Annotated in this window: 25 protein-coding genes and 1 other annotated feature; all 25 genes read right to left on the reverse strand. The window is 34.1% G+C overall.

Annotated elements, in window-relative coordinates:
• Nucleotides 1-901: 901 nt before the first annotated feature.
• The 25 genes from glpX to BX659_RS10280 all read right to left on the reverse strand — a co-directional run bounded on the left by glpX (nt 902) and on the right by BX659_RS10280 (nt 24,162).
• Nucleotides 902-1,879, reverse strand: coding sequence for a class II fructose-bisphosphatase (gene glpX / locus BX659_RS10165; RefSeq protein WP_097016880.1), 978 nt, complete (start codon nt 1,877-1,879; stop codon nt 902-904).
• A gap of 219 nt (nt 1,880-2,098) precedes the next feature.
• Nucleotides 2,099-2,920 carry a pyruvate, water dikinase regulatory protein gene (locus BX659_RS10170; RefSeq protein WP_253250672.1) on the reverse strand — a complete coding sequence of 274 codons (822 nt, stop codon included), beginning with the start codon at nt 2,918-2,920 and terminating at the stop codon, nt 2,099-2,101.
• A 13-nt stretch (nt 2,921-2,933) separates the two neighbouring features.
• On the reverse strand, nt 2,934-3,611 hold the full coding sequence (locus tag BX659_RS10175; RefSeq protein ID WP_253250671.1) for a helix-turn-helix transcriptional regulator: 678 nt from the start codon (nt 3,609-3,611) through the stop codon (nt 2,934-2,936).
• 124 nt (nt 3,612-3,735) lie between these two features.
• On the reverse strand, nt 3,736-4,263 hold the full coding sequence (locus BX659_RS10180; RefSeq protein ID WP_097016878.1) for an ankyrin repeat domain-containing protein: 528 nt from the start codon (nt 4,261-4,263) through the stop codon (nt 3,736-3,738).
• Nucleotides 4,264-4,539: 276 nt separating this feature from the next.
• The gene (locus BX659_RS19435; protein ID WP_258176132.1) at nt 4,540-4,665 is read right to left on the reverse strand and encodes a hypothetical protein; all 126 of its coding nucleotides are present in this window, start codon (nt 4,663-4,665) and stop codon (nt 4,540-4,542) included.
• A 251-nt stretch (nt 4,666-4,916) separates the two neighbouring features.
• Nucleotides 4,917-6,986, reverse strand: coding sequence for a glycine--tRNA ligase subunit beta (gene glyS, locus BX659_RS10185; protein WP_097016877.1), 2,070 nt, complete (start codon nt 6,984-6,986; stop codon nt 4,917-4,919).
• Entirely contained in the window at nt 6,979-7,863 is an 885-nt protein-coding gene (glyQ, locus tag BX659_RS10190) for a glycine--tRNA ligase subunit alpha (protein WP_097016876.1), read from the reverse strand. The genes glyS and glyQ overlap by 8 nt, the downstream gene beginning before the upstream one ends.
• Nucleotides 7,864-7,982: 119 nt before the next feature.
• Nucleotides 7,983-8,154 (reverse strand) — a binding site (T-box leader).
• A 25-nt stretch (nt 8,155-8,179) separates the two neighbouring features.
• Entirely contained in the window at nt 8,180-8,605 is a 426-nt protein-coding gene (locus BX659_RS10195; RefSeq protein WP_097016875.1) for a DUF4342 domain-containing protein, read from the reverse strand.
• 11 nt (nt 8,606-8,616) lie between these two features.
• Nucleotides 8,617-9,360, reverse strand: a complete 744-nt coding sequence (recO, locus tag BX659_RS10200) for a DNA repair protein RecO (RefSeq protein WP_097016874.1) — start codon at nt 9,358-9,360, stop codon at nt 8,617-8,619.
• 291 nt (nt 9,361-9,651) lie between these two features.
• Nucleotides 9,652-10,338: a deoxyribose-phosphate aldolase gene (gene deoC, locus BX659_RS10205; RefSeq protein WP_097016873.1), complete on the reverse strand. Its 687-nt coding sequence runs from the start codon at nt 10,336-10,338 to the stop codon at nt 9,652-9,654.
• A 27-nt stretch (nt 10,339-10,365) separates the two neighbouring features.
• On the reverse strand, nt 10,366-11,715 hold the full coding sequence (gene mgtE / locus BX659_RS10210; protein WP_097016872.1) for a magnesium transporter: 1,350 nt from the start codon (nt 11,713-11,715) through the stop codon (nt 10,366-10,368).
• Nucleotides 11,716-11,721: 6 nt separating this feature from the next.
• The gene (gene era, locus BX659_RS10215) at nt 11,722-12,636 is read right to left on the reverse strand and encodes a GTPase Era (RefSeq protein WP_097016871.1); all 915 of its coding nucleotides are present in this window, start codon (nt 12,634-12,636) and stop codon (nt 11,722-11,724) included.
• A gap of 12 nt (nt 12,637-12,648) precedes the next feature.
• Nucleotides 12,649-13,104 carry a GNAT family N-acetyltransferase gene (locus BX659_RS10220; RefSeq protein ID WP_253250670.1) on the reverse strand — a complete coding sequence of 152 codons (456 nt, stop codon included), beginning with the start codon at nt 13,102-13,104 and terminating at the stop codon, nt 12,649-12,651.
• Nucleotides 13,105-13,116: 12 nt separating this feature from the next.
• A complete protein-coding gene (locus BX659_RS10225; RefSeq protein ID WP_097016870.1) occupies nt 13,117-13,707 on the reverse strand; it encodes a DUF502 domain-containing protein in 591 nt (196 codons plus the stop codon).
• On the reverse strand, nt 13,708-14,985 hold the full coding sequence (locus tag BX659_RS10230; protein WP_097016869.1) for a hemolysin family protein: 1,278 nt from the start codon (nt 14,983-14,985) through the stop codon (nt 13,708-13,710).
• Nucleotides 14,986-15,008: 23 nt separating this feature from the next.
• Complete coding sequence (locus BX659_RS10235; RefSeq protein ID WP_097016868.1) at nt 15,009-15,713, reverse strand: diacylglycerol kinase; 705 nt, start codon at nt 15,711-15,713, stop codon at nt 15,009-15,011.
• Complete coding sequence (gene ybeY / locus BX659_RS10240; protein WP_097016867.1) at nt 15,714-16,145, reverse strand: rRNA maturation RNase YbeY; 432 nt, start codon at nt 16,143-16,145, stop codon at nt 15,714-15,716.
• Entirely contained in the window at nt 16,126-18,273 is a 2,148-nt protein-coding gene (locus BX659_RS10245) for an HD family phosphohydrolase (protein ID WP_253250669.1), read from the reverse strand. Before BX659_RS10245 ends, ybeY begins: the two co-directional genes overlap by 20 nt.
• Nucleotides 18,274-18,294: 21 nt before the next feature.
• On the reverse strand, nt 18,295-19,245 hold the full coding sequence (locus BX659_RS10250; RefSeq protein ID WP_097016865.1) for a PhoH family protein: 951 nt from the start codon (nt 19,243-19,245) through the stop codon (nt 18,295-18,297).
• Nucleotides 19,246-19,251: 6 nt separating this feature from the next.
• Nucleotides 19,252-20,481 (reverse strand): sporulation protein YqfD, encoded by a 1,230-nt coding sequence (gene yqfD / locus BX659_RS10255; protein WP_097016864.1) that lies wholly within the window; start codon nt 20,479-20,481, stop codon nt 19,252-19,254.
• Between the two features lie 10 nt (nt 20,482-20,491).
• Nucleotides 20,492-20,770 (reverse strand): sporulation protein YqfC, encoded by a 279-nt coding sequence (gene yqfC / locus BX659_RS10260; RefSeq protein WP_097016863.1) that lies wholly within the window; start codon nt 20,768-20,770, stop codon nt 20,492-20,494.
• 364 nt (nt 20,771-21,134) lie between these two features.
• Nucleotides 21,135-21,578 carry a GatB/YqeY domain-containing protein gene (locus tag BX659_RS10265; protein ID WP_097016862.1) on the reverse strand — a complete coding sequence of 148 codons (444 nt, stop codon included), beginning with the start codon at nt 21,576-21,578 and terminating at the stop codon, nt 21,135-21,137.
• A gap of 128 nt (nt 21,579-21,706) precedes the next feature.
• On the reverse strand, nt 21,707-22,051 hold the full coding sequence (locus BX659_RS10270; protein ID WP_097016861.1) for a histidine triad nucleotide-binding protein: 345 nt from the start codon (nt 22,049-22,051) through the stop codon (nt 21,707-21,709).
• A gap of 56 nt (nt 22,052-22,107) precedes the next feature.
• The gene (gene mtaB / locus BX659_RS10275) at nt 22,108-23,406 is read right to left on the reverse strand and encodes a tRNA (N(6)-L-threonylcarbamoyladenosine(37)-C(2))-methylthiotransferase MtaB (RefSeq protein WP_097016860.1); all 1,299 of its coding nucleotides are present in this window, start codon (nt 23,404-23,406) and stop codon (nt 22,108-22,110) included.
• 15 nt (nt 23,407-23,421) lie between these two features.
• Nucleotides 23,422-24,162: a 16S rRNA (uracil(1498)-N(3))-methyltransferase gene (locus BX659_RS10280; protein ID WP_097016859.1), complete on the reverse strand. Its 741-nt coding sequence runs from the start codon at nt 24,160-24,162 to the stop codon at nt 23,422-23,424.

The following is a 24,162-nucleotide window of genomic DNA, read 5'->3' on the forward strand; positions in this document are numbered from 1 at the left end:
ATCCCACCCTCTCCGTTATAATATTCTATGTTATATTACAATAAAAACTTTAAAACTCCTTTAATTTTTAGAGTTAAAATTTTATAAAAGATCAAAAAACTTAACTTCTATGTATAGAGTAAAGAAACTTTAAAGCTCTATAATAAAGGGATTGACCTTTACTCTAGTATCAATAAAAAGGTGGTCTAATATAGAGATATTGCGACACTTTTTGAGTTTACAGTGGACTGTATACAGTTGACAGTTAGTTAAGGTCTTTAAAACCGAAGAAAATTTTTGTTTGAACAAAACAAAAATTGAGATTAAATTTAGAGGTTAATCAAATTTTAAATAAAGAATATAATTAATGATAATAATTAGCACTTTGATTGCGTAGTGAGTGGGCTCTGCCACGAAGAGTCTGTTCTTTAGACTCGTAGGTATATTTTCTTCTTGATTGGATTTATCACGAAGGGGTCCCTACAGGTTTTTAATAAAAAAACCTTCCGTAATAAATTTAAGAATGAACCCGTAGGTTTGGTTACTTTTTCATCAAGGACGCCCCGCAGGAAGTAGTCTTGGGCTGAAAACGTAACCCGCCCTTAGGCGGAACCTAATATTTTGTCTACTTTTTAAAAGTAAAAAGTGTCGTAATATACCCATAAAGTTATAATATCCATATTAAAATTCATCTAATTGCTTACCTTTTTAAGATTATAATGATAATCATCAACTCCTCACCAAAACTACTATACAAAAAGAAATTTCGTTCTAAAATTAGAACGAAATTTAATAATATCTTATGAAGAAACTGCCTTATCTTTTATCTTTAATTAGAACTAGTTAATTTGATAGTATAGATTAGCTATAAGAAAGAACTATGTATTATATAAAAGTATTAAATCTATTAAATAATCATCAACTAAAAGTTAGCAACTTCTTTTTCTAAATAGATGTTATTACTGAGTCTATGTTCTAGTTTAATATGTCTAACCTTATTAGTTGAACTATTCATTACTATAGAATGAGTCTCTACCCAGTTATGATAATGTTGAACACCCTTTAATAATTCACCATTGGTTATTCCTGTTGCCGAAAAGATAACCTCTTCTCCTGACACTAACTGGTCAAGGGTAAATATCTGATTTATATTAGTAATTCCCAACTGCTTAGCCTCTTCAACCTCTTTATCATTATAAAAGATTAATTGACCTTGCATATCTCCACCTAAACATTTTAGGGCTGCTGCTGTTAATACTCCTTCTGGAGCACCACCAATTCCATATAATAAATCACCTTCATGATTGGCTAATCCTACTGCAACTCCTGCTACCACATCAGCTGCATTAATCAATTTCACTTTAGCTCCTACTTCCCTGATCTCTTTGATCATTTCTTGGTGACGAGGTCTATCTAAGATAATCACTTTAATATCAGAGATCCTTTTACCCTTTGCCTCAGCTACAGCCTTGATATTCTCTGTGATACTGGCTTCCAAATTAATAGCACCTTTAGCTTCAGGCCCAACTGCTATCTTCTTCATATACATATCAGGAGCACTAAGTATCTGACCCTTTTTAGCAATAGCAACTACTGCTAAGGCATTTGGTAAATCACCTGCTACCAAATTTGTACCTTCTACTGGGTCAACTGCAATATCTATTTCAGATCCTGTTCCAAGCCCAAGCTTCTCCCCTGTATATAGCATTGGAGCTTTATCCTTCTTCCCTTCTCCAATCACTACCCTTCCTCTCATCTTCATCCTATTAAACTCTTCTCTCATCGCATCTACAGCCGCTTGATCAACCAACATCTTATCACCCTTACCTATTAAAGGGCTAACTGCCAAAGCTGCTGCTTCTGTTACCTTTACAATCTCTAGTTCTAATTCTCTTCTCACTGTTATCCTCCTCTTTTATTAAATCCTTATTATAGCAAACTGAACACATATCCAAATTATCATATACTTATTATACTAATTTTAAATAAAAAGTGCAACACTTTTATTTAAAAAGTATAACATAATCATCTCAAAAAAGAAGTATATGGTGTAATAAAAGAGAAAAAGCTCTAAACATTAATGTTTAGAGCTTGAATATATAAGTTAAATTAAAAACTTTTATTTAATTTTATTTAAAATCTCATCAGCTATGTCTTCAATAGCTTTATTGGTGACATCAATGACCCTAGCGTCTATCTTCTTCATAATCTTTTTAGCATACTTTAGCTCTTCTTCTATTCTGTCCATACTGACATAATCTCCACCTTGATTAAAAGCCATTAACTTAATTCTATTCTCTCTAACCTTTTGTAGACATTCTGAATCTATAGTTAAGCCTATTATCTTATTACTATCTAGTTCATATAGTTCTTTAGGTGGAATAACCTCAGGGGATAAAGAAACTGTAGCCACATTATAATTCTGCTGAGATAAATATATACTCAAAGGAGTTTTAGAGGTTCTAGAAACACCAACCAATACTAAATCAGCCTCTTTTAATTTATTTAAATTTCTTCCATCATCACACCTTAAACTAAAATCTATACAAGAAAGCTTTTCAAAAATCTCATAATCAATATTATAACTCAATCCAACCTCTAACTGAGGTTGTTGATCCAATGCTTGAGAAAAGCTATTGATCATTGGACCCAATATATCTATTATTGGCAAGTCCAAGCGTTTAGCTTCATTCTCTAGATAGGCAGATAATTCTGGTAAAACAATGGTATAAGCTAATAGTATATTATCAACTTGCATTGCTTCATCTATAATTGATTCTAATTTATCAATATCTGATATATCAGAAAACTTCTTTATCTTGATTCTGTCATTATCAAATTGAATCGCCACAGAATTGAGTATAGTTTCAGCTGTTTTCCCAGTAAAATCTGATATAGCAAATACAGTCAACTCATTTTCACTTATATTATTATTTGACAAGTCCATTTCCCTCCTATATTTGCAACTTACAATCAACAAAAATTCTAGCAATAGTAGTCTTACTGACCCTTCCAATCACCTTAAACTTATCTTCTATAACTTCACCTGCTTGGTCAGTTAACTGCTCTACTACTGGCAAGCTATCAACCTCATAGTCTACTATCTTTTTAGCAGCTTCAAAAACAGCATCCTCATCTTTTACAGTAAAAAGATGAGGCATTCTAGTCATTACTACACTGACTGGCATCTGATTTATATCGGTCTCTCCTATTGTCATCTTTAATAGATCTTTTCTAGATAATACACCTACTAAGATCTCATCATCATCTATTACATACAACGAACCTACATCTTCTAAAAATAGCTTTACTATTGCATCATAGACTGAGGTTCTCTTTTTAACAACAACAGCTACCGATTTAACTTCTTTTACTTTCTTACCATATATCTCTTCTAAATTATTTAAATATCCACTTCCCTCTGAATATGTATAACCAACTTTAGGTTTGGCTTCTAATAGACTGGCCATAGTCAATACAGATAAATCAGCCCTTAAAGCACCACGGGTTAGGTTTAATTTATTTGCTATCTCTTTACTAGTAATGGGTTCGTTATTTTTTACTATTTCAATTATTCTCTTCTGTCTTTCGCTTAGGTTAATCTCAATCACCCCTAATATCAGATTATACAATGTATTAAATTACTTACACATATAATTATTTCACCTTATATATAAATATATCCTTCACTTTTAGAGTAATTAATCTGATAGTTACTAGATAAAATCAAATATATCTCTATTTCAAACTTTAACTTTATCCTACAAAATCAAAAATTTCCTCTTTATTATATTCCTTAGCTATTATCTTTGGAGTCTTTCCATTTTTATCTTCCATTTTAGGGTCTGCACCAAACTCAATTAGTGTACTAGTTACATCTTGATTATTATTCTCTATTGAATACATTAGAGCTGTACGCCCTACATTCTCAGAAGCATTAACCTCTGCACCTGCTTTAATTAGAGTATCTATAATTTCAACATCCTTATTATATCTTGATGCATACATTAAAGGAGTTCTTCCCAGTTCACACTTAACATTAACATTTGCTCCTGCATCAATAAGTAACTTAATTACCTCTAAGCTCTCTTTATGCCAGATAGCAAAGATTAAAGCAGTAGATCCAGCTCTATTTTTAGCATTTACATCAGCTCCAGCTTCAAGCAACTCTTCAATTACCTCTATATCAGCATTATTTAAAATAGCTTCCATCAATGATGTATCTCCATACTTATTTCTTTTATTGATATCCTCCAATAGATCTGTAGAAACGCTAGTTGTCATATTAAATCCCCCTTAAGATATAGTTTATTCTATTTTTTTACATTTATCTTCTATATAATATTATAACACATTTATTTAATAGTGCAACACATTATCAGAAAATCATCTAATTATTTTGATTAAAAATACAAATTGAATCTTATATATAGTTCTTCTTATTTATATACTCACTAATAAAAGTAATTATGACACAAATATAAAAATAATTTTGAAAATAAGAGTAGATTATATAATATGATTTAAATATGACGTTACATAGAAATATTGCGACACTTTTTACCTCAGTGTATAGTTGATAGTTGATAGTTGATAGTTGATAGTTGATAGTTGATAGTTGATAGTTGATAGTTGATAGTTGATAGTTGATAGTTGATAGTTGATAGTTGATACCTCACACCTCATCCCCGCCCCTTCTCCTACTCTTAGGAGAAGGGAGACAAACAAAGAAAAAACAGTTCCCCCTCTCATTAGTTAAGGAGAGGAGGTTAGGGGGTGAGGTTGAAACTATCGCAATATATCCATTAAATCTAACTTTAAATTTCACATATCTATAAAAAAAGAGCTACCTAGTCAAAGACTAAGTAACTCTTATTATACTTATTTTATTCAATATCTATACAGATAAAATGAAAATAATTAGATCCTATCATTAATTAATCAATTACAATCTTAGTTAAATCAGCAATCTTAGCTAATAAATTAGAGATTGAATTTAATAATCCCAATCTATTCTCTTTAACTTCTTCATTCTTTGCCATTACCATTACAGAATCGAAGAAGTTATCGATTGGTTCTTTTAATTTAGCAACCTCTGTCAATGCCTCTACATAAGCACGCTCAGCAACTAAACTATCAATCTTATCCTTAGCATTTTGATAAGCTGAATATAGCTCTCTTTCACTATCATCTTCAAATAACTCAGGATTAATTTCTGTATTATTACTCTTACTTGCTAAGTTAGCAACACGGTTAAAGGCTGTAATCAACTCTTCAAAGCCTTCATCTTCTCTGTATTCCATTAGGGCAGTAGCTCTAATTAAGGTATCGTTGATATTAATAAAATTGCTTGCTAAGATAGCATCACTAACATCATATCTAACCTCTGCCTCTTCTAATAGATTCTCTAGTCTTAGCTTAAAGAAGTCCAATACTTCTGCTTTTACTTCTGCCCCATCCCTTTGTAACTTATCTTGCTTCTTAAGAGTAGCTAAGGATTGCTCGATTAGATAATCTAAGTCTAATTCCAACCCTGCATCAACGATAATCTTAACAATTCCTTGAGCCTGACGGCGTAAAGCATAAGGGTCTTGAGAACCTGTTGGGATGATTCCTACACTGAAGAATCCAACAATACTATCAATCTTATCAGCAATACTTACTATAATCCCTGCTTCGGTACTTGGTAAGATATCATCAGCATAACGTGGTAAGTAATGTTCAAAGATAGCACTTGCTACCTCTTCATCCTCTCCATCATTTAAGGCATAATAGCTTCCCATCACACCCTGTAATTTAGAAAATTCATCAACCATACCTGTTACTAAATCGGCTTTAGATAATTTCGCAGCTCTTTTAGCTTGCTCTACTTTGTCTTCTGATAATCCTAACTGATTAGCAAATTCGCCTGATAAACTAACTATCCTTTCTACTTTTTCGTAGATAGTTCCTAAATCCTCTTGGAAAATAACATTCTTCAGTTTATCTACCTTAGTTGCTAAAGTCTCTTCCTGATCTTCCTCATAGAAGAAAATTGCATCAGATAGGCGTGCTTGTAATACCTTCTCATTTCCAGCTCTAACCACATCAATATGCTCTTCATTACCATTTCTGACAGTTACAAATAGGTTTTGGAGATTTCCTTTCTTATCTTCAACTGGGAAGTATCTTTGGTGCTCTCTCATCGAAGTGATCAATACTTCAGAAGGTAGTTCTAAGAAGTCCTCAGAAAAACTACCGCATAAAGCAGTTGGATACTCAACTAAAAAGTTGACCTCAGTTAATAGACCTTCATCTACCTTTACAACTACATCTTTCTTTTGAGCAATGGCTTCAATCTGCTCTACTATCATCTCTCTACGCCTATTATGGTCTACAATTACAAACTCTTTCTCTAACTTAGCAAAGTACTCGGCTGGACTATCAATTACTATCTGACCTTCACTTAAGAATCTATGACCTTTACTCCAATTGCTAGCTTTAACACCTGCTACAGAAAGATCTACTATATCCTCTCCATATAGGCTTAGAATCCATTTGATTGGTCGAGCAAATCTCATCTCTTCACTAGCCCAACGCATAGATTTAGGGAAGTTCAATTTATTGATAATCTCTGTTAACAGTTCTGCTAATAACTTTTTAGTATCTTCTCCAAGCTCTCGAGTACAAGCATAAACATACTCATCTCTAACCTCTAACTCTTCTGGACTAATTCCTTGTCCACAAGCAAAACCTGCTCCTGCTTTGCTAGGATTCCCCTCTTCATCAAAGGCGATTCTAACAGCTGGACCTCTAACCTCTTTCTCCAAATCACTCTGTTTTTCTGCTACATCCTTAATCAGTAAGACTAACCTTCTTGGAGTACCAGTAGCTTGTATCTCTCCAATCTCAATCCGATTATTAGAAAAGATCTCTTTAGATAGTTCAGTTAATTGTTTGAAGGTATAATCCATAAAACCTGCTGGAATCTCTTCGGTTCCAAGTTCTAATAATAAGTCCTTACTCATTATCTTTCCCCTCCTTTAACAAAGGATAACCCAGTTCTTCTCTCTGCTTAACATAGTTTTGAGCGCATTTTTTAGCCAAAGTACGTACTCTAGCAATATAGCTAGTCCTCTCAGTAACAGAGACAGCTCCCCTAGCATCTAGCATATTGAAGGTATGAGAGCACTTCAATACATAATCAAAGGCTGGTAAGACTAGACCTTCTTTGGCAATTCTAGTCGCTTCCTTTTCATATAGATTAAATAATGTCAATAAAGTCTCTACATCAGCAATCTCAAAATTATAAGTAGAATGTTCTACTTCACCTTGATGGTGAACATCTCCATACTTAATCCCTTCAACCCACTGAATATCAAAGACACTATCTACCTCTTGAAGATAGATAGCAAGACGCTCTAAACCATAAGTAATCTCTACAGATACAGGCTTACACTCAAGCCCTCCAACCTGTTGGAAGTATGTAAACTGTGTAATCTCCATTCCATCTAACCAGACTTCCCAACCAAGCCCCCAAGCTCCTGTAGTTGGGTTCTCCCAGTTATCCTCTACAAATCTAATATCATGCATCTTAGGGTCAATTCCTAAAGCCTCTAAACTCTTTAGATAAATCTCTTGAATGTTATCAGGAGATGGCTTCATAATCACCTGATACTGGTAATAATGCTGTAAACGATTAGGATTCTCACCATAGCGACCATCTGCAGGTCTCCGGCAAGGCTCCACATAAGCTACATTCCACGGCTCTGGTCCCAATGACCTTAAGAATGTCGATGGATTCATCGTACCAGCACCAACCTCAATATCATAAGGCTGTCTGACAATACATTTTTGTTCAGACCAGAATTGATTTAAGGTATTGATCATATCTTGAAAATTCATAAAAATCCCCCTCTTTTTATAATGGAGAATTGAGAATTATTTTAGTTTTTAATTCTCAATTCTCAATTCTAAACTCTCAATTAAATATAAAAACCCCCTCCCTAATAGTAATTTCTACTATCAGGGACGAGGTTACCCGCGGTTCCACCCTGTTTAATCCTCTTTAGCAGGATTCACTTTATTATCAGTTACTCCCAAGTGCCCTTCACCAGATTGCTATACTAGACTTCCACCATCCCTAGCTCGCTTTAATAGCAAATTCTAACTACTCCTCTTGTTCTTTGTAACTAACTTTATCTATTTTTCCTTAAATATATCAGAATTCATCTGAATTGTCAATATCATTCTCTACCTTATCAGCTATCCTATTAAGCCTTTCAACTTCTATAGTACATTTACTGGCTAAGGCTGCTAGACCTGCTAAGACCGTTAGATAAGGGGCGATCACCGTTCCTACTACACCTGCTGTTACAGGGATATCTACTAATACCCTGTCATCTTTTTTAACCCTAATTCTTGTAACATTACCCTTTCTAATCAAATCTTTAACCCTACCAAGAACCTGCTGACCTCTTACTTGAAACTCTTCTTTAGTATATTTCTGTTTTTCTTCTTTCTCTAACTTAATAATCGCTTCTAAAACATCACCATCGACAGACCTTAAAGCCTCTACAGCCTGCTCATAATCAACTCCTGTTCTCTCCCTAATCACATCTACCTTCTCTAACTCTTCTGTTATCATAGTTCTCCTCCTTAATTAAACTCTTTTAAACTTTCTATAAAAGAGATAGACTTTAACTTTTTATGAATTAAAGATTGAATATAGTAAGGTATAATCTCAGCCAATTCCTTTCTAGCATATTCAGGTAGCTTCATCTGTAGCAGCTTCTTATAATCCAATTCTAGGATTTTCTTCATGTACTGTACTGTTCCCATACTTATCTTCTTAGCCCAGTTAGCAGAGCAAGAGCAGACCAATCCACCAGCTTGTCCATCAAATCTAAGGTTCTTAGTTGATTTATTTCCACATTCTACACAGCCAGCTAGATAAGGCTCATAGCCCAATAATTTAAGTAACTTTAATTCAAAAGCTCTAATAATCAACTCTAAATCATCTAAATTATCTATTAACCTTAAGGTTAATAATAACAACCCAAAGACCCATTGATTCTCTTCATAGTCTGTAGTCAACTCATCAACTACCTCTACTACATAAGAAGCATAAGCCATCTTATCTAAATCTCCTCTTATCTTGCTAAAAGACTCCTTTATATCACATTGACTTAACTTACCCAGATCAGATTTACCTTGATAAACTAAAACATTATTATATACAAAAGGCTGTAATCCAGCAGATAAAGTACTCTTGGTCTTACGTACACCCTTTGCTACTATCTTAATCTTTCCTTTTTCTCTACTATAAAGAGAGATAATCTTATCAGCTTCCTTAAATTCATAATTTCTTAGCACAATTGCATCTGTATCAAAGAGTGGCATAACATCATTCCTTTTTTATCTGTTAGTATTAAATAATCTTCTCCATCTAGCTAAAATATCCTCTTTGACACAAACTACTCTAACCATAGTTTATGCAAAAAAATAAATTTAACTCATTATCATAATTAAATATTGAAACACTTTAAATCTAAGATAAAGTTTAAGGTTGAGCAAACCGTAAAAACATGGATTTAATGTTTTACTTAGACTTAACCCTTAAACTTTCACATTATCCCATATTATTAAAGATTAACGTAAAAAAGAAGTTGGTATTTAAATACCAACTTCTCATTATTCATCCTCATCTCCAGTTACTATTGCCACACCTTCGCTACTACCAATTCTATTGGCACCAGCATCTAACATTTCAAGGGCTTCATCGAAGGTATCAATACCACCAAAGGCTTTAACCCCAATAGACCTACCTACATTCTTACGAATCAAACTGACCTCTTCAGTTGTTGCTCCTCTTGGTCCAAAGCCAGTAGAGGTCTTGATAAAGTCAGCCCCTACCTTTTTAGAGATATAACATAGCTTTTCAATCTCCTCTTCATTCAAATAACAGGTCTCGATTATAACCTTAGTGATTATATCCTTAGTGACTCCTGCTATTTTAGTAGCATCAACAACAGCCTTGACATCCTCTCTAACCACATCCCAAGAGTGGGACTTAACAGCACTGAGATTAACTACCATATCAACCTCTTGAGCACCATTTCTGATAGCATTCTTAGTCTCATATGCCTTGGTCTCAGAAGTAGTAGCTCCTAAAGGATAACCTATCACTGTACATACCTTTACAGAGCTATTCTCCAATAGCTTAGCTGCTAAGGGAACAAAACAGGGATTAACACAGACAGAAGCAAAATCATGTTCTTTTGCTTCATCACAGGTCTTCTTGACATCTAACACCGTTGCAGTGGGATATAGTATTGTATGATCAACCATTTTAGCCATATCTTTAGGTTTAATTGCCATGATTATCAGCTCCTCTATCGTATTATTTTATGTTAAATGATTCAAGAATAATCTAGCCAAAGTAAAATAAATAAATAATCCAGATGCATCAATTACAGTAGTAATAAAAGGACCTGCTGCTACTGCTGGATCAATACCGAAATAGTCTAAAATAAATGGGGTAGTAGTTCCTACAAAGGTTGCTGTTAATATATTACAGAACATAGCCAAGCCTACTACAACCCCTAATATATAATTTCCTTGCCATAAAAATGCCACTAAAGCAATCATAGAACCACAGATTAAAGCCACCAAACCTCCAACTTTAACCTCATTAAATAGATGCATAAATAAATCTTTAGATTCTATATCCCCTGTAGCCAGTCCTCTAACCACAATTGCCAAGGACTGAGTTCCAGCATTACCACCAGTTCCAGCCAAAGTAGGCATAAACAAAGCCAAAGCCACTACACTATTTAAAAGACCTGAGAACACATCGATTACAGAGCCTGAGAGCATACTTGCAAATAAGAGGACTATCAACCATGGGGAACGCTTCATAGCAGCCTTTAAAATTGAATTATTACCAGATTCAAAATCAACCTCACTGGTTGCAGCCATCTTATAAATATCCTCTGTAGCCTCCTCTTCAATAACATCAATAATATCATCTACAGTTATTATTCCCAGAAGCTGCATTTGATGATTGACTACTGGAACAGCCAATAAATCATACTTAGAGATAATCCTGGCAACTTCTTCTTGGTCTAAATCTAGCCTAACATGAATTACCTTCTTCTGGATTAGATCCTTTATCTTCTTGTCAGGGGTTGCTGTAATTAACTCTCTCATCGAAAGAACACCCATTAACTGCTTGGTCTGATTTACTACATAGATATAATAAATCATCTCAGCTTCTCTAGCAATCTCTCTAACAATATCTAAAGCCTCTCCTACAGTCTTACCTTCCTTGATTGCTATGTATTCGGTGGTCATAATACCACCAGCACTATCCTCATCATAACCTAAGAGATTATGAATCTGCTCAGCATCCTCTTTTCTCATCAACTTTAACAATTCTTTAGTCTTACCAATGGATAAAGTTCCTAAAAAATCGGCTATATCATCGGCATACATATTGTCTAAAATAACTCTTAGATCTTCAGGTTTTACTAAATTCAAAATAGTATGCTTAACATCATAATCAAACTCTGTTAAAGCATAAGCCAACTTCTTTAAAGGAATAGCAGGAATTATCGCCTTAACTTCCTCCATAGATAGTTCATCTATCAACTCAGTAATATCAGCTGGATACAGCTCTTCTAAGATAGGCTTTAACTCTTCAATATCCCTTTTCTCAAGTTTTGCTTTTATATCTAAGAATATACTCTCTTTCATGTAGTATCACCCCTTATAGCCTAGCATTTTCAAAGCATCCTCCTTATCTCTCCAGTCATCTTTTATCTTAACCCATAAATCCAAAAATACCTGAGTACTCAATAGATTCTCTATATCAGCTCTAGCACTTTTACCGATCTTTTTGAGCATACTTCCACCTTTACCGATTAAAATTCCCTTTTGAGACTTTCTCTCTACATAAATATTTGCACCAATTTCAATTAAGTCCTTATCACTTCTCTCTTTAAATCTAGTAACCTCAACAGCTACCGAATGGGGTACTTCTTGATGAGTAAACTTTAAGATCTTCTCTCTAATCAATTCAGAAACGATAAACTGCTCTATTTGATCAGTAATCATGTCATCAGGATAATACTTAGGACCTTCTGGCAAATAATCAACTATAATCTCAGTTAAATCATCTAAATTGATCCCTTTCTCAGCTGAAATAGTTATAATATCAGTAAATTCTCCTAATTTCTGATAATCATTGATCCTTGTAGCTAAATCATTTTTAGAAACAGTATCGACCTTATTTAAGACCAGAAGAGTTGGTTTAGATGATGCATGAGCTAACTGGGTAGCAATCTTTTTATCCTGGTCATTTGGTTTATAATTAGCATCAACCATAAAGAGCACTAAATCAATCTCCCTTAAAGATTCATAAGCTATCTCATTTAAGTATTTTCCCATCTTATCCTTTGGCCTGTGAATCCCTGGGGTATCTATAAATATCATCTGTGCCTTATCTAAAGTTAAAATACATTGAATCCTATTTCTCGTTGTTTGAGCTTTTCGAGAAATAATATTGATCTTCTCTCCAATCAGTTTATTGACTAGGGTCGATTTACCAACATTAGGCTGTCCTACTACTGTAATAAATCCTGATTTAAATCCTTTATCAAACGTTAAGTTGTCCATTGCTCTGCCCCCTCATAATTTCAGTTCCATAATTAGTCTATCTTCTCCTAAACCATATTCATTCTTACGATAATCGATCTTATTAAATCCAAACTTATGCTGATAGATATAAACTGCATTCTGATTATTAGGATCTACTGTTAACTCTACCTTCTTAATTTCTCGCTTAGACAGATCTCTTAAAGAATAATCTAATAATTTACTACCAAAGCCCTTACCTTGATGTCTTTTAGATATAGCCAACCCATATAAATATCCCTTCTCTAGATCTTCCATGTCTCTAATATATTCTGCTAAACCAACGGGTTCTTTATCCAGCCAAATAACATAAACCAACCCATGGTAAATCATTGGTACTAAACCCCACTGATTTAAACCCCCTTCTCCAAAGGCCTCTTTTTCAATCTTGGTCAGCTTATTAATAATATCGATTTGATTACTCTTTAGTACTGTAATTCTTACTTGCAAAGTTTACCCTCCTTAATCATCTTCAGGTGCTACTGTCCCTCCTGACACAATCAACTTCAATCCTTCTTCAACGGTCATATCTAAGTAAGTAATATCATCTTTAGGGATTAAAATCAACATCCCAGAAGTGGGATTGGGAGTGGTTGGGATAAAGACATTGACAACCTCCCGTGCTGTCTTCTTTTGAACCTCTCCGACACCCTTACAGGTTAAAAAACCCAATTGATAGATTCCCCGGCGAGGATATTCAATTAGAACCACATCACGAAAAGCAGTCTTATTCTTTAAAAACAAGGCATTAATCAGCTGGCGCACAGTCATATAGATAGTGCGAACTAATGGAATTCTAATCAGTAATCTTTCACCAAAATCAATTAACCTTTTTCCTAATACATTTTTAGCTATAATTCCCACTACCAAAATTAAAATAAAGGTCATTATAAAACCTAGTCCATAAAATTCTTTTCCTATCAGTATTTTAACTACTGGGCTTAAAGCATTATCTACAATATTGATAACTGTAACAATAATATATAAAGTAGCTATCGATGGTAATAATACAATTAAACCAGTAATTAAATAATTCCTTAATTGCTTGAACATCTATACTTCCTCCTGCTCAATTGCTACTTTATCCTTAACACGTTTAATTCTAACCTTCGAGATTCTTCTTTGAATGACCTTCTCTACAGAAATATGTAAATCCTCGAATTCGATCCATTCTCCAGCTTTAGGGACATAGCCCAACATACTCAAGATAAAGCCACTGATTGTCTCATAGTCCTCTTCAGGCAAGGATATCTCTAATAGCTCATTAATCTCATCAATATCAACCCGTCCATCAATTAAGATCTCATCTTCATTAATAATTCTAATCCACTTCTCTTCTTCATCATATTCATCCTGAATATCACCAACAATCTCCTCTAACAAATCCTCAATAGTTACCAGTCCAGCCGTTCCCCCATACTCATCAAGAATAATAGCCATATGAATCTTTTCTTTTCTAAATTCAGTTAACAGATTATCTATCTTCTTAGTTTCAGGTATATAGTAAGCAGGCCTCATAATCTTTTGAATATCAACATTATAACTATCCTCTTTTAATAACGGAAGCAAGTCCTTAGCATACACTACACCTACTATATTATCAACAGTATCATTATAAACTGGAATTCTAGAAAAGCCCATATTAATAATCAGATCTATTAACTCCTCTAAAGGATCATTTATCTCTATACATAACATATGTATTCTTGGTATCATAATCTCCTTGACACTAATATCATCAAATTCAAAGATACTGTTAATCATCTGCTTCTCATCAGTTTCAATGACACCTTCTTGTTCACCAACTGTTAAAAATCTCATAATCTCTTCTTCGCTGATAAAAGGTTTAACCTTCTTATCACCAGACCTTCTCATGACAAAATTAGTAACCAGTGTCAAGCCTTTAATAAGTGGAGATAATAAAAAAGAGAAGACTTCTATATATGGAGCTACTAACATAGAGACCTTTTTAGACTCTTTGGTAGCAAAAGATTTTGGAGTAATCTCCCCAAAGATCAGTACAAATAGAGTTACTGCACCTATAGCAATACCAACTCCTTTGGCACCAAAAATATCGGTAGCTAAAGCAGTTGCAATTGATGAAGCTGCTATGTTAACTAAATTATTACCAACTAAGATTGTAACCAATAATCTATCTGGACTACTTAGTAGCCTATCTACAACAGTAGCTTTCTTATTTCCTTCTTGCTTTAAGTGCCTAATCTCAACTTTATTTACTGACATTAAGGCAGTTTCAGAGCTTGAGAAAAATCCAGATAGGATTAATAGTATTAATAAGGCTATTCCTTCTATTAACACCGTCAAATCCATAGATTAATGCCCTCCTAACAAAATTACAAATTGACTAATTGAAAGACTAATATACCTACTAATGAACCAATTATTGCACCAGAGATAACCTCCAAAGGGGTATGAATCTCTCCCTCTATCCTGCTTTGTGCTATCAAAACCGCCATTAATAGTGCTAAAGTTGTAATCAAAGCATCATTTGCCAAATTAGAAATAATAATCATTAGACCAAAAGCAAGGGCACTATGACCACTGGGCATCCCCCCTTGCAACGGAGTCCCTTTGTTAAATTGAGATTTTATTCCAATCACTATTAATATAATTAGAATAAGTGATATAAAAGTCAAATGAATTGGGGTCTGCTGAATATGTTGTAATAAATCTAAGGTTAAAGGCTGAATATCTTTAAAGAATATAATATATCCTACAACAATAGCATTTAAAGCTGTTATCAATACAGCACCTGCTGCTATATCTTTAATTATCTTAATCATCGGATGATATTCTTCACTGACCAGATCACTCAATCCTTCAATTGCAGTGTTAATCATTTCAGTAAAGAAAACCAAGGTCATTGTTATAAATAAAATCAATAGTTCCAGCTTATCTAAGCTGAAAAAAGTTCCAAACAATAGGACTATAATAGAAATAATAAGATGAACCTTCATATTACGCTCATGCTTTAAAGAATATATAATCCCATTAACTGCATAGTTAAAGCTCTTAATTAGATCATTAATAAACTTCATTTAATCTCTATTTAAGCCTAGCTCTACTAGGATTTCCTCCTCCTTTTTACGCATAATTACCCTCTCTTCTTCACCATAATGGTCATAACCCAAAAGGTGGAGCATACCATGAACTGTCAAAAATCCAACCTCTCTAGCAAAAGAGTGGTTATACTCCTCTGCTTGGCGTTGGGCTGTCTCCAAAGAGATGATAATATCACCTAACAACAGATTATCATCTTGGGGAAAAGACAGTACATCAGTAGGTTGATCCTTTCCTCTGTATCTATGATTTAAGCCATGTATATAACTATCATCAACTAAAGCAATACTTACCTCTTTAGCTAAGTCAGCTTCCCTTTTTAATACTACACTTACCACCTGCTCTATTACATCTACAATCTCTTCTTCAACCTCTAAATTATCTTGTAAATTATTTATTAGTACTGCCATCTAGCTTTTTTCCCTCCTTAAATTGTTGAGCAATATTATCAGGATATTCTATTCGATTATGAAAGATTCCTTTTAATATATTAACAAAGGCATTAGCAACCCTATCTAAATCCTTCAAAGTTAAATTACATTCATCTAACTGTCCACTATCTAGCTTCTTTTTGATAAGTTCTCTAACAAATTTCTCTAACTTACCAGGGTTGCTTTGGGCTGATACATTTGACCTGACAGCAGCCTCTACCATATCAGCTAGCATAATCAAACCAGCCTCTTTGGTCTGTGGCTTAGGGCCATCATATCTAAAGTCATCTTCATCTATACTCTTATACTTCTCATCATGCTTAGCCTCTTGATAAAAGAAAGAAACAAGGCTAGTTCCATGGTGCTGTTCAATCACATCTACAATAACCTGTGGTAATTTATACTCCTTAGCCAACTCCAATCCATCCTTAACATGTGAAGTAATGATTAAGGTACTCAAACTAGGTGATAATTTATCATGAGGATTCTCAGAACCAATCTGGTTTTCTGTAAAGAAATAAGAACGTTTTGTCTTACCAACATCATGATAATAAGCAGCTACTCTAGCCAATAATGAATCTGCTCCTATTTTATCTGCAGCAGCTTCTGCTAGATTACCAACTATGATACTATGATGATAGGTCCCTGGAGCATCTACTAGTAGTCTCTTCAATAAAGGATGATTTGGATTAGATAGCTCCAATAGCTTGACTGGTGATGTGATCCCAAAGATATTCTCTATATAAGGTAATAAACCATTTGTAACAACAGCTACCAATACACCATTTAGTATACCCCATAAAACCTTTAAAAATCTAGCTAGCTCTACATTAGGTACCATCAATAAAAAAGTAAATATCGTTGCTGAAGTAGTCAAACCAACAATGAGTCCAGCTCTAGCTAAATCAGAACGTTGGCTTAACTTCGATACACTGTAGATTCCAGTTAGCCCACCAACTAAGGCCACTGTAATCCCAATTACCCCATCACCAGTAACTATGCCTACTAAAAAGGATAGACTGATTGTAAAGAGAACTGCTAAATCTGTATCAATTAAAATTGCAATCATAATCGAAGCAGCAGCCACTGGCACCACAAAAGATGGATATTCAATGGGCATATAATTGGCTATATAACTTGCCAATTTAGCTAATGTAATAATAATAATCGGCAATAACCCTAATAATGCTAAGATCCCTTCTCCCTCTAAAATATCACGCTGATATTGGGAGATATAAATAGTAGGGATTAAAGTAAAAATGAGCACAATTAAAATGTGTCCAATAATATTAAGATAATTAATTTTAGCCTGCCTTAGCCCTAATTTCTCTAAAATCTTAATATCATCTTTAGTAACGACCTTACCATGGCGGATGATAATCTCACCTTTAGAGAAGGTCCTTCTAATAGGTTCTATCTTCTGACGAGCTTCCTCTTTCTTCTTCTCTGTTGCCTCTAAATTAAAGATCATATTAGGCTTAATAAAGTGTTGGGCGATCCCACTTACCAAGTTATTATATTGCTGATCTTCACTTAATTTAGCAGCATCTTGGCTTAACTGTTCCTTAACATTACTTAAATAATCGTTCTTAACACCACGATTTAAGTATTTAGCCAATATCATCAGAATATCCTCTTTTAAAAGCTCTATATCCTCTTCGGATAGACTGAATAAATATGACAGATTCTGATAAGATAACTCTATATCATAATTATCTTGAACCTGTTCAACCTTATTTTCTAACTCAACATCAGCCTTTCTTATCATTGTAACATTATCAAAGAACTTTCTAACCTCTACCTTTACCTCTGTTAAGATTCCTACATCCTCTTCATATACCTTAGAAACTGAATTGGCAGCTTCTTTTCTTAAAGCCTCGGTCTGTTCTTCATCTATGTACTCTACCGTCTTAGGGGCAACGACATCATTTTTAGCAACTTGTCCTACTTCCAAATTAACCTGCCTTGGAAAGATATCAATAGTAATAATCCCTGCTAAAATAACAAAAATAACTATAACCCAAATATAGCGTTGTGATTTTTCAATCTTATAAAAATCAACCTGTTTAATCTTCAACTTTTCTAATAGTTGCTCAAAAAAAGACATTATCTTTCACTCCTAAAAGGATCAGTTAATTGCTTCATAAGCCTTAATTATCTCCCTAACCAACCTATGTCTTACTACATCAAGATTAGTTAAATAGACAAAGCTTATGCCAGCTATATCTCTTAATATCTGCTCTGCTTGAGCCAATCCCGACTTCTTTCTACTTGGTAAATCAACCTGAGTTATATCACCAGTAATTACTGCTTTAGAATTAGGTCCTAAACGGGTTAAGAACATCTTCATCTGCTCTCTAGTGGTGTTTTGAGCTTCATCTAAAATAACAGCTGAGTTTCTAAGGGTTCTCCCTCTCATATAAGCTAAGGGAGCAATCTCTATAATCTTCTTCTCTAAAAACTGCTCAACCTTCTCCGGTCCTAAAATATCATACAAAGCATCATATAAAGGTCGTAAATAAGGGTCAACCTTCTCCTGTAAATCCCCTGGCAAAAACCCTAAATTCTCCCCGGCTTCAATGGCAGGACGGGTTAAAATAATTCTCTCTACCTTATTTCTTACCAAATAATTAACGGCCATAACTACTGCCAAATAGGTCTTTCCTGTCCCTGCTGGACCTATTCCAAAAACAATATCATCCTTACGCAAAGCATCTAGATACCTCTTTTGACCTATAGTCTTAGGGGTAATCTTCTTTCCTGACCTAGTAACCTGCACTACATCAGAGTAAATTTCATTTAAAGAAAATTCCCCCTCTTTACTCATTTCAATAGCATATTCAACTTCTTTAGTGCTTAGTGCATCCTTATTGTTAGCTATCTTATTGAGCTCTTCAAAAAGCTTAGATACTTGATTTACATCTTCTTGTTTTCCTTTGATTTTAACAATATTCCCTCTAGCAATTATCTGTGCTGAGAAATTATCTTCGATTAACCTTAAATTCTGATCATGATGTCCAAATATATTTCTTGCAGCTTGATTACTACTTAATGTAACCTCTTTTGTTAAGATGTTCAAAACTAGCTACTCCCTCCTGATTCCAATCTCTTCCTCAATCTCTAGTAATGCCTTGACTCTAATTATATTATTATCTTCACCAGCTAAGTCTATTAACTTTAATTTACTATTTAATATTATAGCCTCTTTTGATACCCCTTGCAAGATACTTTCTACTGCCTCTTCTTTAGCAATCTGTTTAGCCGTATCCAATTTGATTTTCTCTTTTATCTTCTTTACCTGTATGTATCTTCTTGTAACTAATTCGATAGGTAAGTCGATATTCCTCCATTTAGGTAAAGTTTTTACCTCTTCTACTACTTTATAATTAGCATATGGAGCACTTTTAGGTCCCTTAAGATTTATCATCTTCTCTTTAAATTTAATAGCTAGACTAGTTTTACTATTATCAGTCAATTGTTCATACTCCTGCAGGACTTTAGCTTCTCCATAACCCTCATACCAGATCCTTGCCTTAATAATTCCTTCAGCCTTAACCTCCTCTTTTTTAACAAGAATTCCCCTCTCATTATCCTCTTTCTCTTTATTAATTACCTCTTCCTCTTCTTTTTTTATAAATACTTCCCTACTTATCAATAGATCCCCTTTTTTAACGGTCATCCCCTCTTCAACCACTGGAGTACCCTTTAATACAATCAGTTTAGATATAATTCCAGACTTGGCAGCTACAATATCACTAGGTAGAATCTTAGAATCTACTATCTTCTTCTCAACCACCTCTAGAATCAATCTAGTTCCAGAAAAATAAATATTTACCCAAGCAATTTTAGGTATCCTCTTAATTAAAGCTTTTTCTAAATCCTCTAATGGAATACTAGATTTCAATACTCCTGGATGAATTTCAACTTCTTTTAAAAAACCTAATATCTCCTCTTTTTCTATCTCCTTAAGCCCTTGTATCTCAATAAAGAAGAGAAATGATGACAAAGTATATAATGATAAGATTAAAAAAAGCAATCCAACAATTAAAAATCTCCTGCTTAATGCTTTAGTAAAGAAAAAGGGTAGTCCTCTTTTCTGATTTATTCTAACCTTATACCTTTTTCTCCTTAAATGAGGTCTGATATTCTTAAAATCCTTTAATCTAATATTTACATATAATCTATCACCTATACGGATAATATCCCATAATTTAAATCCTTCTCTCATTAGAATATTAATACACTTCTCCAAATTAGCTCCCTGTATCTCTAGTCTTAAATATCCTTCTACTAAAGTGTATAGTTTCTTTAGCATGATATCCCCCTTAAACTGATTTAATCTTCAAATCAGTTATCTTACCCTCTATTATAATAATCTCCTCTTCTAAACTGTCAATACTCATATCCTTACCCTCTATAACCATCTGCCCACGGTAGAATCTAATCTTTATAAATTCTGGAGTATACTTTATAATCCCCCGATGATTCTCAATTGCTAGTTGTATACCTCCAACTAATGAAATCCTAGGCAGATCTAATACTACCTCTTGAGGAAGGTCAAATATATTAGCAAACAACTCCTTAGCCTTCTCTTTCTTCCCCATTTAAATTCCTCCTAAGCGTTAGCTACTGCTAACTTAATTGCTAATACTATCAACATTTAATAAATTCAGTCGACTTTACTACTAAATAATATATATGTAAGGACTTGATTATTAATTACAGTTAAGCTTAGAAGAATAAGATTGACAGAGATAATGTATTTTTAAGTATGAACGCCTGTATTGGTGTAAGTAGAGAATTAAAAGATTTTAAAGTAGGGTATGGTCGCGACCATACCCTACAAAAAAATTAATATTTATCACATATGAAAGCATCTCCATATTTCTATACACTTTAATATTAAAAATTAATAAGAGACGGCTAAAACCGTCCCTATAAAATCAATAATTCTATTTTAATTTTACTTTATGCTAATCTCTCTTTTACTAATTGACTAATTACATTACCATCAGCTCTTCCAGTAACCTCTGGCATAATAGCTCCCATTACTTTACCCATATCCCTCATGCTCTCTGCACCAGTTTGAGCAATTACTTCCTCTACCATCTCAGCTAATTCCTCTTCACTTAACTGTTCAGGCAAATAGTCTTCTAATACACCAATCTCTCTCTTTAAATCTTCTACTTTATCCTCTTGACCAGCCTTCTCAAATTCAGTAATAGAGTCCCTGTTCTGCTTTACCAGTTTAGCTAAAACCTCAATAACCTCTTCATCGGATAAATCTTTTCTCTCATTGATCTCTTTGTCTTTGATAGCAGCCCTTGCCATCCTAATTACCGATAGTCTCTCTTTATCTTTACTCTTCATCGCAGCTTTCATATCTTCTAATAATCTTTCCTGTAAAGACATACTAACCCCTCCTAATTTATCTCTATTTGTTATTTGATTGTTGGTACTTCCGCAACTCTTGGAACATCATCTATATTCTAGTAGCAACTAAAACTATGTAAATCTATTATAATTAATATTTAAACCTCTTAACCTGGAGGCCACTGTAAGTTTCTTCCCCCTAATAGGTGATAGTGGATATGATAAACACTCTGACCTCCTGCTTCATTACAGTTACTTACTACCCTAAATCCATCCTCTGCAATTCCTTCATCTTGAGCAATTTTACTGGCTACCAAATAAATATGACCTATCAACTCTTTATCATCCTCTTGAAGATCTAGTAGAGTAGGAATATGCTTTTTAGGAATAATTAAATGATGAATAGGTGCTTCAGGATTAATATCCTTAAAAGCAATTACCTTATCATCCTCATAAACAATATTACTATTTATTTCACCAGCAACTATCTTACAAAAAATACATTCTTCCATCCTATGCTCCCCTTTCCTAAATCAGCTATAGTCGATTTATAACTTAAATAATTATATTATTCTAAACAACCTATTAATTTTCCTTCTTTTTCCATCAACTTTACTTCAACTAGTTCTCCTAATAATTCATCAGAGCCATCAACTAAGACCCTCAAATAATTATCAGTTAGTCCAGTTAACATTCCCGTTTCATTATCTCGTACTTCCTCTAATAAAACCTCTATTCTCTCTGCTATAAACTTCTGCTGGTAAGCCAAAGATAAGCTTTTAGCTAACATTCTTAGCTTTTCACTTCTCTCTTTTTTTATAACTGAATGGACTTGATTTTCAAAGTCTGCTGCTGGAGTTCCTTGACGCTTGGAATACTTAAAGATATGTAAATCACTAAACTCAAGCTCCTTAACCACTTGATAAGTATCATTAAAGTCTTCATCACTCTCCCCTGGAAATCCTACAATCACATCACTGGTAATTGCAATCTCAGGTACTTTAGCTTTAATCTTAGTTACCATATCCCTAAACTGCTGCACATCATAAGGGCGATTCATAGCTTCTAATATCTTATCAGACCCGCTTTGTAAAGGCAAATGGAGGTGGCGGCATAATTTATCAGATTCTGCAATTAGGTCTATTAGTTCATCACTAACTTCTGTTCCCTCTATAGAACTCAACCTAATCCGCTTAATCCCCTCAACAGTTAATATTCCTTTAATAAGCTTAACCAAATCTAGTTCTTCTTTATCTTTCCCATATTGGCCTAAGTGAATTCCTGTTAGAACTATCTCCTCAAATCCACCCTTAGCTAAACGAATAACCTCTGCCTTAACATCCTCTAAGGAACGACTACGTAAAGAACCACGAGCATAGGGAATGATGCAATAAGAGCAGAACTGATCACAGCCCTCTTGAATCTTAATAGAAGCTCTTGTTCTCTCTTTAGACTCCTCAATAGCAATCTCTTCAAAGCTATCATCCTCTTCCATCTCTTGTACAAAGTTAACTGGAGCTTTTGCCCTTATTGCCTGCTTGACAAACTCTATTATTTTACTTCTTCCTTTAGTTCCAACTACTAAATCAACTTCTACCATCTCCATTACCTCATCAGCATCAACCTGAGGATAACAGCCTACCATAGCAACCAGAGCTTGAGGATTTCTCCTTTTAGCCCTCCTAGTAATCTTACGAGACTTACTTGCACCTTGTTGAGTTACAGTACAGGTATTAATTACATAAATATCAGCTTCACTTTCAAAATCAACGATCTCATAGCCGGCTTCCTCAAACTGTTTCATCATCGCTTCTGTATCATATTGATTAACCTTACATCCTAGTGTATAAAATGCAACCCGTTTCATATATTCCCTCCTAAATCAACCTAGGTCTCCTAATTGATATAATACCATAGATAAAGTTGCAATACCAGCAGTTTCAGTCCTTAAAATTCTTGGTCCTAAAGTTACAGATTTTGCTCCTGCCCTCTTTACTTGTTCTATCTCTTCTAAGCTAAAACCACCCTCTGGCCCGATTATTATCATTATCCTCTCAACCTCTAAATTAGATCCCAAAGTCTCTTTTAACCCTTGGCTCTCTTCATCCTCCCAAGGAACTAAGACTAGGTCATAGCTATCAAACTTTCCTATAATCTGCTTTAAATCAGAGAGTTCTTTAACTTTTGGAATTTTACCCCTTTTAGATTGCTTAGCAGCTTCCTCTACTATCTTCTGCCATCGCTCTTGGCGCTTTTGAGCCTTCTTCTTATTTAAATTAACAACAGTTCGCTTAGTATCAATAGGAATAAACTCTTCTACACCAATCTCCGTACATTTCTGTACGATCATGTCCATCTTCTTACTCTTAGGTAAGCCCTGTACAAGGGTGACCTTGACTCTAGGTTCAGCCTGAACTTTAAACTCTTCTAGTACCTTAGCCTTTACAAAATATTCGCCAAACTCCAACAATTCAGTTAAATATTTCTGACCTTCTCCATCACTAACACTGATTTCATCACCAAGATCTAATCTTAATGAACGGGTAATATGAGCTACATCATCACCCTTAATAACCACTATCCCATCATTTATATCTGTTGATTGAACAAAAAAATGATGCAT

It is taken from the genome of Orenia metallireducens (assembly GCF_003001995.1).
In the GTDB taxonomy this organism is placed as follows: Bacteria; Bacillota; Halanaerobiia; order Halobacteroidales; family Halobacteroidaceae; genus Orenia; species Orenia metallireducens_B.